The sequence below is a fragment of the Microcystis sp. LSC13-02 genome, from assembly GCA_002282935.1.
Classification (GTDB): Bacteria; Cyanobacteriota; Cyanobacteriia; order Cyanobacteriales; family Microcystaceae; genus Microcystis.
The window spans coordinates 1-7553 of the sequence record MTBT01000258.1; the positions used below are offsets into that span (position 1 = coordinate 1).

The following is a 7553-nucleotide window of genomic DNA, read 5'->3' on the forward strand; positions in this document are numbered from 1 at the left end:
AGGTTCAGTTTTTAGCTTGGTTATCGCTTTTTCCATTGTAGCTTAAAGCCGTCCTCAAAGGACGGGGTTTTAACCCAAATTTTCGATAACTGATAACTGATAACTGAAAAAGGTGGGAATTACCCACCTTAAACTTGATTTTTGCCGAATTTTTCTAGCGACTGCTCCGATCTTGGTCCAAGACGCTGACGGGGAAATTATTATAACCAACGTGATGTTTGCTGGTTTTTTGAATTTCTTCTTTAATTTGATCTAGATCAACATAGCGATCGGCTACATTAATTAAACTATCACTGGTCATCGATCGCAAACTAACCACTTCCACTCGCGCACCACGGTAACTGACGGAATCGGCAGCATAGGCCAAATCCCCATCACCACTGACAATGACTGCGGTATCATAGGAACCCACTAGAGCCATTAAATCCACGGCGATTTCCACGTCGAGATTGGCTTTTTTGGAACCATCGGGTAATTGTACTAGATCTTTAGCGATGACTCGATAACCGTTGCGACGCATCCAGAGGAGGAATCCCTGCTGTTTTTCGTTAGTGCGATCAACTCCAGTATAAAAGAAGGCCCGCAAGAGACGAGAACCGGCAGTTAAACGACAAAGTAATTTGGTGTAGTCAATTTCGATACCTAATTGCAGAGCCGCATAAAATAAATTGGAACCATCGATGAAAATCGCCACACGACCGCGATTTTCTAGCACTTGTTCGGGGGTGAAGACTGGGGCCGTGTCATAATCATCAAACATTTTATTTTTCCTCGTTTGTTAAAAGTTTAGTGTTGATTGTTTGCCAGTTGTATCCCAAAGGACAACAGACCTTAAAAAATAGAGTTATTAAAAAATTCCTTTAGGAATCGTTTAACGGCAGTTCTAGTTTAGAAAAGATCGGTTCAGGTGTTCCTAGTTGTGGATTTGTGGGTAATCCCCATTGACAGTGTTGGGAAAAAGAGACACCATCGGGGGAGTTTTCTCCGTCCTCCGACCTGAAAGTATTAAAATCAATAACAAAACCTAGTTGTTGATAAATTTTACTGCTCAAGGTCGGTATTATCGGTGAGAGTAGGTAGGCAGAGAGTCTGACTGATTCCAAAACCGCGTAGAGGACTTTTTCTACTGCTGCTTGTTGTTTCTGTTTAAATAAACTCCAGGGCGCACTCTCATCGATAAACTTGTTACTGGCACGAATTAACGCCAATATTTCCTCACAGGCTTGATTAAATTGTAGCGCATCATACTTCTGTTCAACAATGCCCCCTAGATTGATCCCCATATTCTTAAGATGATTATCGTTCGGGATATCTACGCCAGTCAACTGGGGGGGAATATTTTGGCAGTATTTTTTAACCATGCCTAGGGTGCGATTGAGGAGGTTGCCTAAATCGTTGGCTAAATCCGCGTTAAGAATATTAACAAATCTGGTTTCCTGAAAATCGCCATCCTGTCCTAATTCAATCTCTTTGACGAAATAGTAACGGACGGCATCGGCCCCATAGCGCTCAACCAAATCGAAGGGATCGAGGGTATTACCGAGACTTTTGCCCATTTTCCGCCCGTCTTTGGTCAAAAAGCCATGGCCGAACACTCTTTTGGGCAAGGGTAAACCTGCCGACATTAGCATAGCCGGCCAATAAATGGCATGGAATCTTAATATATCTTTACCGATCAGATGCAGATTGATCGGCCACCATTTGGCCAAGGCATTTTCTAGGGTGGGTTCGTCTTCGGGGTCGAGAAGGGCGGTAACATAGCCAAGAAGGGCATCAAACCAAACGTAGATGGTATGCTGACCATCGTGGGGAATGGGAAACCCCCAAGCGACATTAACCCTAGAGATGGAGAAGTCCTGTAGTCCCTGGTTGACGAAGTTGAGAACCTCATTACGTCGGCTTTCTGGTTGAATAAAATCGGCTTGCTCTTGGTAAAGTTGTTCTAGTTGTGCTTGATACTTAGAGAGACGGAAAAAATAGTTTTCCTCGTCGCGCCATTCGGCGGCCAGATTAGTATGAATGGGACAACAGCCATTATCTAATAGTTCTCTTTTTTCCTTAAATTCTTCACAGGCGACGCAATACCAACCCTGTTGGCGATCGAGATAGATATCGCCCTTTTCCCAGACTCTTTCAAAAAATTCGTTAACAATTGCCTGATGACGGGGGGCAGTGGTGCGACTAAAGCGATCATACTGGATATGTAGCTTTGCCCAGAGATTGGCAAAACTGGTGGCGATGCGATCGCAGTGTTCCTGGGGATTGAGTCCTTTGGCCGCAGCAGTCCGTTCGATTTTCTGTCCGTGTTCGTCGGTTCCTGTAATTAAGAGGACAGAATTGCCCTGTAACCGCTGCCATCGTGCCATAACATCCGCTACGATAGTTGTGTAAGCACTACCGATGTGAGGGATATCGTTGACATAATAAAGAGGTGTTGTTAAAGCAAATGTTCTTCGCTCATTCAAATCATTCATGAAATTTATTTTTTTTAATAGACGAGGCTGCCCCGAGGCTGATCCGTAGATGATTGGGACATAATCCCTATATTTTATGATCCTCTAATTCTGTTTTATCCTTTAGTTGTGATCTAAGTCAATAAAAACAATCTTAAGGCCGATTTTTTTTTTCCATGAAGCTGCTTACCCCCCTATCTACCTCTCGTTTAATTCTTGATACCACACGCACGGGTCTGTTTACCGTCGGTCAAGAAAATCTACCCAGCCAAGGAGTGGCGATCGTGGTAAGTAACCATCGTAGCTTTTTGGACGCGCCGATCTTAATTCAAGCTTTGGGCAAAACTCTCCCGATCGCCTGTCATCACTACATGGGAAAAACGCCGCTTTTGCGGGAATTAATCGGAGAATTGGGCTGTTTTCCCTTTGATACCCCTGAAAAACGCCACCAGACTTTTTTTCGGCAAGCAACGGATTTTTTACAGTCCGGACGATGGATCGGTTTATTTCCAGAAGGTGGATCGCCGATGTTAAATTTGACTGCTCCTCGTCAAATTAGCCGTTTTCAAAGCGGATTTGCCCATTTAGCCTTGGGTTGTCCCGTGGAGAATCTATCTGTCTTACCTGTGGCTATTCTCTCCGAGTCGGAAACTGCTATTAGTCCTTTTCCCGTGCGTTTGCTACGCTGGTTAGATACCACAGAACCTTTATTCGATCAAGATGGTTGGCATCCTGTTGTATTTTATCATCGTGTTAAGGTGGCGATCGGTCGTCCCTACCGCATTACTGAGAGCGATCGCTCAGATTATCAAGGTAAACAAGGGAAAAAAGCGATTAATCGTTTAATTGGTCATTGTCAGTCGGAAATTAGCGATTTATTATGGAAAAATTAACTAATCTCGATCGCCTGGCTGAAGAAATTTTAGGTTTAATTCCAACAGAAACGGTTATCATTGCCGAATTTGACGGTGATAGTATTTATTATCGCGCGGGTGCGGGTAAACACACCGGGGCAATTGTCGGCAAAAGGGGTGATATCGCCACGTCGGGATTGTGTACGGTGGTTTATCAGGGTAGCTGTCCGGTGGTGGTGGGACAAACTATAGGAGATAATCGCATCCGTCAGGATATAGCCGTCGCTTTGGGGATAAAAACGGCTTTAGCTGTGCCAATTAGGGTTAATAATCAGTTATTTGGCGCAGTAATGGTCTTAAACTGTCTCGATGGTCAGGAATTGACCGATCGAGATAGTTTATTAGTGGAGGAATATCTTTGTTCTTGGCCAGATTTTTAGTAAAAGCGATTTTTGATCAGATTGGCATTGACGAATAAAGCGTTACAGTAAATTAGTCCTTCATAGGGATAGGGAGACCAATAGGATAAATCGTATAGACCATTAAAACGAAAGCCTTTTTGATACAATTGGTCGTAAATTTTTGTAAAAAATGTATGGCGAAAATCGGAGGGACGAAACCCAACTTCTGAAAGAATCATGGCAATTTTTCTCTCTTCTAGAAAATTGGTTGCTCCAGCTAAAACCTGTAGCTCATAACCCTCTGTGTCCATTTTAAGCAGGTCTATCCTATCTATCCCCTGAGCTTGACAAAAATTATCTAAGCTATCAATTGTAATTGCTTCTGTTTTGTCGGTGGATTGGCCTTGATTCTCGCCTACGGGCCGGTTTAAGGCATCGCTGAGGGAGTTTTGTTGAGAATTAGAGTTTAAGATAATTGTTTTTTCTGAAGGTTGCTCGCCGAAAGCGATCGGAAAACAGCGAATTCGCTGATTATTAGCAAATTTTTGAGATAATTGGGTAAAAGTTTCCTTGATTGGCTCGAAACAAAGAATATCAGCTTGAGGAAATTTTTGATGAAAGTAACTACCTGTTTGTCCAATATTAGCCCCGACATCAAAAATAATCCTTGGTTGCTGGTGATGACAAATTCTTTCTATATCTGAGGCCACATCCCAACCAGCAGGGAAGGAATCGGGGGAAACTTTCTTGTAAGTCTCAAGACTCAATTCATGAATCAAATTTTTCAGCCGGCTTTTAATGCTCATAATTGTTTTGTAAATTAGGAGGGTAATTGATACAGTCAATATAGCAATCCAAGTGACAAGTAACTAGAGTAAAAAAAGCCACTTTAATTATCCTCTATCCCTGCAACTGCTACTCAGAGATGAGGGATAGAAGCGGTTGGGTAATCCAGTTGAATGCTACGGCGATTTGATGGTTGAGGGTGGGCAGACGGTAGAGATAGACTAAGCGACGGGTAAGATGGGCAAGGGGACCGGCTAATTGTAGTCCTAAACCGCTAATGGTAGCTTCATCGACTCCGAGGGTCAACATTTCGCCTAAAGGTTGATAACGGAAGGGTAAAGCCGGTTTATCGTGGAAACTCGCCCAAATATTCCAAGCGCAGTAGTCGGACTGTTGAAGGGCCACTTGGGCCGTGGCAGTATAGGGTTTATCGTCTTGATCGCGACTATCGGCCGCATCGCCGATCGCGTAGATACTGGGGTTTTCGACAGTTTGTAAATATTGATTAACTTTTAGTAATTTGCGCTCATTATGTGCTATGGGCAAATTAGCGATCAGTGGGGAGGCGATCGGACTAACGGTCCAGAGAATTAGATCAACGGGGATATTGTCGATCTGTCCTTTGTAGTCAAGGGAGAGGCGATCAGCTTGGATATCGGCGACGGTGGTTTCTAGGTCTAACCAAACCAGACGTTTTTCCAGGGCTTTTTTGGCAGTGTCGCGGTTAAATTGGGGTGAAAGGGCAATTATATCGCTATTTCTTTCGATCAGACGAATTCTTCCCCTTTCTCCGAGGCGATCGGCCAGCTTACAGGCTAATTCTACGCCGCTATAACCGCCCCCGATAATGGCGACCCGAATTTTATCGCGATCGGATTGTTCTAGGGTTTTGAGTCGATCCCGAAGACGATAGGCATCCTCGAGACTACGAAAGGGGATAGCGTGGGTTTTGGCCCCGGGTAGGAAGTCAAGGGAGGATTGACCACCGAGGGCGATCACGAGGCGGTCATAGCATATATCGTTTTGATTGTCAAGGGTTATTTTATGATTATTAACATCGATCGCCGTGACGGTTCCCTGTTGGAAGTCAACGGGGGTATTGGCGAGCAATTCGCTGAAAGGGGGAGCAATTTCCCAGGATTCTAGTTCTGAGGTGACTAATTCGTAGAGAAGGGGAGAAAATAAAAAGCGATCGTTTTTATCAATTAAGGTAATTTGGGGGGGGTGTTGATCGGGCCAAGGCAATTGACTCAAACGTAAAGCAGTATAGAGTCCACCAAAACCACCACCGAGAATACAAATTTTTGGGTTTGAGTCAGTCATATCGATCGCTGAGGGTTTTGTTTCTTATTTTGACACTCCTTGCCGTAAAATGGACGGGGAACCTTAAACCCAAATTTTCGGTAAAGCAAGGAAAGAAAAATAGTTTTTATTTATCTAACCAGCCAAATGGTCAGCAAAGCCACAATTGTAGCCAGAAAAAGGATATGATTCATCCAATCGTCGAAAGACCAATTTTTAAACATAATTAGTTCCTTAAAATCTTACTCCTCAACAGCTTACCTTAATTCCTGATAGAAGTGCTATCGGGTGCGGCCGGTTGACTGGGGCAATATGTTGAGAGCGGTTACTAATTTGACCGCCGGATAAAATTAAGATTAGAGCTTATTAGAGAGGAAAAACCTAACCAGAAGAATTTTTAGGTGAATCCTAATTGAGATGGGAGTCTTTGGGAATAACATCCAAACCGAGGAGAACCTTTTGAGTATTGGACATATCGCCGATAATTCTTTGTAGGGGTGGGGGAAGTTGTTTGACTAAAGTAGGAGTTACGAGAATTTTATCCTGTTCCGCTAATTGGGGCTGTTCGAGAACATCAATTATTTCTACCGTATAAAGATCGGATAACTCCTCGCGACAGATCCGAAAAATATTGGCGATCGCCCTCTGGGATTTACTGGAATCGCCCATAATGTAGAGTTTGAGAAGATATTGACTCATGATTGTGTGTTATTGAACAGTTTAATGTTGCTGAGACCGATATAGTATTTACGATAGAAAGAGACGAGATAACCCATCAATTCTAAGACCATGAGACGACCTTCGCTAACGTAGGCCTGCGCTTTAGCCAGGGTGACATCCTGATTTTTTTGGCGTAGGGTGGTGGTATGAATATCCACCACATCGCGAGGACTAGCTTTTAAGAATCCTAACTTATCGGCCAAGCTTCGCAGTCGTTCCGATAGATTATGTTCCACTTTGTATGCTTGTTCTTCTAAAGCTAAGTCTAATAAGTCTCCGTAATTTTGGACTAATTCTTGAAAAATATCGGGAATACTCTGCTTTATTGCCTCAGAACCGAACATTTTCGCCGTGATGCTAGTTTGTACTCCCTTGATTAACTGTTCCAGTTCGCGAAATTCCTCTTCCTGTTGTTGATGTTTAAGATTGAGGATATATTGCTGACGCTCGATCGCCACACGAATTTGATAGACTAAAAGACTACTATCGATATTATTTAACTGAATATAACCGTCAGCACCCAGTTGAAAGGCTTTAACGACTAATTTCTCATCATTGCTAGTAGTTTGAACTACTATCGGTATATCAGAGGCTAATTCTCTGGTTTTGACTAGAATATTTAAGCCGGGGGGGACAGAGATTTCCAAGCTTAAGAGGATGAGATCAAATTTCTCCCCTGCTAGTTTTTCGGCAGTTTCCTGTAGATCCTGAGCTTGGGTGAGGGTAAAAGTCAACCCCCCGGCCAGGGAACATTGGGGGGCCTTTAACAGCAATCTCTGGATTAATTTAACAGTCGTCGGTTCATCCTCTATCAATAAAATCCTACAGATATCCCTAGTCATTGTTAATCGATCGCTAAAATTATCTTTTTCCCCTACTTTCATAGTACGCCCATCTTTGGGAAACGCAAGGACAAAATCACAATCTAGCATCCGCTATCTCGAAGTCTTATCGAAAATTTGGGTTAAAACCCCGTCGTTTTACGACGGCTTTAAGCTACAATGGAAAAAGCGATAACCAAGCTAAAAACTGAACCT

The 7553-nt window shown here is 43.2% G+C and carries 8 protein-coding genes; 2 read left to right on the plus strand and 6 right to left on the minus strand.

Annotation, left to right across the window (positions count from 1 at the left end):
• Window positions 1–154: 154 nt before the first annotated feature.
• Window positions 155–760, minus strand: a complete 606-nt coding sequence (locus BGL89_RS16485; protein ID WP_002739868.1) for a LabA-like NYN domain-containing protein — start codon at window positions 758–760, stop codon at window positions 155–157.
• 100 nt (window positions 761–860) lie between these two features.
• Entirely contained in the window at window positions 861–2474 is a 1614-nt protein-coding gene (gene metG / locus BGL89_RS16490) for a methionine--tRNA ligase (protein ID WP_286826626.1), read from the minus strand.
• Between the two features lie 155 nt (window positions 2475–2629).
• Here metG and BGL89_RS16495 point away from each other — a divergent pair, with 155 nt between their 5' ends.
• Together BGL89_RS16495 and BGL89_RS16500 are read left to right on the plus strand one after the other, a co-directional pair.
• A complete protein-coding gene (locus BGL89_RS16495; RefSeq protein WP_286826627.1) occupies window positions 2630–3346 on the plus strand; it encodes a lysophospholipid acyltransferase family protein in 717 nt (238 codons plus the stop codon).
• Window positions 3334–3747, plus strand: a complete 414-nt coding sequence (locus tag BGL89_RS16500) for a GAF domain-containing protein (protein ID WP_286826628.1) — start codon at window positions 3334–3336, stop codon at window positions 3745–3747. Before BGL89_RS16495 ends, BGL89_RS16500 begins: the two co-directional genes overlap by 13 nt.
• Here the strand turns inward: BGL89_RS16500 and BGL89_RS16505 are convergent.
• The 4 genes from BGL89_RS16505 to BGL89_RS16520 all read right to left on the minus strand — a co-directional run bounded on the left by BGL89_RS16505 (window position 3744) and on the right by BGL89_RS16520 (window position 7358).
• The gene (locus BGL89_RS16505; protein ID WP_286826629.1) at window positions 3744–4514 is read right to left on the minus strand and encodes an FkbM family methyltransferase; all 771 of its coding nucleotides are present in this window, start codon (window positions 4512–4514) and stop codon (window positions 3744–3746) included. The genes BGL89_RS16500 and BGL89_RS16505 overlap by 4 nt on opposite strands.
• 109 nt (window positions 4515–4623) lie before the next feature.
• Entirely contained in the window at window positions 4624–5817 is a 1194-nt protein-coding gene (locus tag BGL89_RS16510; protein WP_286826630.1) for an NAD(P)/FAD-dependent oxidoreductase, read from the minus strand.
• Window positions 5818–6204: 387 nt separating this feature from the next.
• Entirely contained in the window at window positions 6205–6495 is a 291-nt protein-coding gene (locus BGL89_RS16515) for a circadian clock KaiB family protein (protein WP_002752661.1), read from the minus strand.
• Complete coding sequence (locus BGL89_RS16520) at window positions 6492–7358, minus strand: response regulator (protein ID WP_286826632.1); 867 nt, start codon at window positions 7356–7358, stop codon at window positions 6492–6494. The genes BGL89_RS16515 and BGL89_RS16520 overlap by 4 nt, the downstream gene beginning before the upstream one ends.
• Window positions 7359–7553: the final 195 nt, after the last annotated feature.

Bases quoted from the DNA above. Each gene is read 5' to 3' on its own strand.
- BGL89_RS16485 (WP_002739868.1), bottom strand. From the start codon at position 760: ATGTTTGATGATTATGACACGGCCCCAGTCTTCACCCCCGAACAAGTG.
- metG (WP_286826626.1), bottom strand. From the start codon at position 2,474: ATGAATGATTTGAATGAGCGAAGAACATTTGCTTTAACAACACCTCTT.
- BGL89_RS16495 (WP_286826627.1), top strand. From the start codon at position 2,630: ATGAAGCTGCTTACCCCCCTATCTACCTCTCGTTTAATTCTTGATACC.
- BGL89_RS16500 (WP_286826628.1), top strand. From the start codon at position 3,334: ATGGAAAAATTAACTAATCTCGATCGCCTGGCTGAAGAAATTTTAGGT.
- BGL89_RS16505 (WP_286826629.1), bottom strand. From the start codon at position 4,514: ATGAGCATTAAAAGCCGGCTGAAAAATTTGATTCATGAATTGAGTCTT.
- BGL89_RS16510 (WP_286826630.1), bottom strand. From the start codon at position 5,817: ATGACTGACTCAAACCCAAAAATTTGTATTCTCGGTGGTGGTTTTGGT.
- BGL89_RS16515 (WP_002752661.1), bottom strand. From the start codon at position 6,495: ATGAGTCAATATCTTCTCAAACTCTACATTATGGGCGATTCCAGTAAA.
- BGL89_RS16520 (WP_286826632.1), bottom strand. From the start codon at position 7,358: ATGACTAGGGATATCTGTAGGATTTTATTGATAGAGGATGAACCGACG.